Origin of the sequence: Streptomyces sp. NRRL S-495 (assembly GCF_000966955.1) — a bacterium.
Lineage (GTDB): Bacteria > Actinomycetota > Actinomycetes > Streptomycetales > Streptomycetaceae > Kitasatospora > Kitasatospora purpeofusca.
In genome coordinates this window covers 1-1,499 of the sequence record NZ_JZWY01001319.1, presented here as the reverse complement: position 1 = coordinate 1,499, position 1,499 = coordinate 1, and the positions used below count along the sequence as shown (strand labels likewise).

At 71.4% G+C, this 1,499-nt stretch carries 1 protein-coding gene; it reads left to right on the top strand.

Annotated features, from left to right (window positions below):
- Positions 1-1,499 (top strand): non-ribosomal peptide synthetase (locus VR45_RS41445; RefSeq protein WP_045945157.1); only part of this gene is annotated, 1,499 nt, incomplete at both ends.

Below are 1,499 nucleotides of genomic sequence, written 5' to 3'. Positions count from 1 at the left end.
TATCCGGTGGAGCGGATCGCCTATGTGCTGGATGACGCGGCGCCGGTGTGTGTCCTGACCACGGAGCAGTGTGCACGGGTGCTGCCGGACTCGGTCGAGGGGCCGGTGCTGGTGCTGGACTCCGCCGAGCTGCGCGCCGAGTGCTCGGGCTTCGAGGAGGTGCAGCTCACCGACGCCGATCTGGTGGTGCCGCTGCTGCCGGCCCATCCGGTGTATGTGATTCACACGTCGGGTTCGACCGGGCGCCCCAAGGGGGTCGTGGTCACCCACCAGGCGCTGGTGAACCACTTGCGGGCGGCCGGGCAGCGGGTTCCGTTGGGGGTCGGCGACCGTCTGCTGGCTGTGACGACGGTGTCTTTCGACATCGCGGCGCTGGAGTTGTTCCTGCCGTTGGTGAGCGGGGCGGCTGTGGTGCTCGCCGAGCGGGAGACGGTACGTGATACGGCGGCGTTGCGGGAGTTGGTCGACGCGGGCGGGGTGACTGCTGTCCAGGCTGTTCCCTCGCTGTGGCGGGCTCTGCTGTCCGCCGAGGCCGACTGGCCGCGCGGGGTGCGGGTGCTGGTCGGCGGTGAGGCGCTGTCCGAGGAGTTGGCGGGCCGGGTGCGGGAGCTCGGCCTGTGGGCGGTGAACCTGTACGGGCCGACGGAGGCCACGGTCTGGGCGACCTCGGCCGAGGTCGGCGAGGGTCCGGTGACCATCGGGCGTCCGTTCGCCAACATGCGTGCCTACGTGCTGGACGGGTTCCTGCAACCGGTCCCGGCAGGTGTGGCGGGCGAGTTGTACCTGGCGGGTGCGCAGTTGGCCCGGGGGTACCTGGGCCGGCCCGGGTTGAGTGCTGAGCGGTTCACTGCCGCGCCGTTCGGGCCGAGGGGCGAGCGGATGTACCGCACGGGCGACCTGGCCCGCTGGCGCGGGGACGGGACGCTGGAGTGCCTGGGCCGGGTCGACACGCAGGTCAAGGTGCGTGGCTTCCGGATCGAACTGGGTGAGATCGAGGCCGCGCTGGAGCGTCACGAGCTGGTGGCACAGGCGGCGGTGACGGTCAACGAGAGCGGTGCGGGGGATCAGCGGCTCGCCGGGTACGTCGTGCCCCGGACCGGGGCACGGGTGGATGCGGCGGACCTGCGGGCCCACCTCGCCCTGAGCCTGCCGGAGTACATGGTTCCGTCGGCTGTCATGGTGCTGGAGGAGATGCCGCTGACGGCGAACGGCAAGGTGGACCGCAAGGCTCTGCCCGCACCGGACTTCTCGGGGCTGGCGGCTGGGGGCCGGGGTCCGGTGACGGTGCACGAGGAGTTGCTGTGCCAGGCGTTCGCCGAGGTTCTGAGGCTCCCCGCGTTCGGTGTGGAGGACGACTTCTTCGCGCTGGGTGGTCATTCGCTGCTGGCGATGCGGCTGGTGATCCGGGTGCGTACGGTGCTGGGCGTGGAGTTGCCCCTGCGGATGCTGTACGAGCGTCCGACGCCGGCCGCGGTCGCGGCGTGGATGGGTGAGGCCGG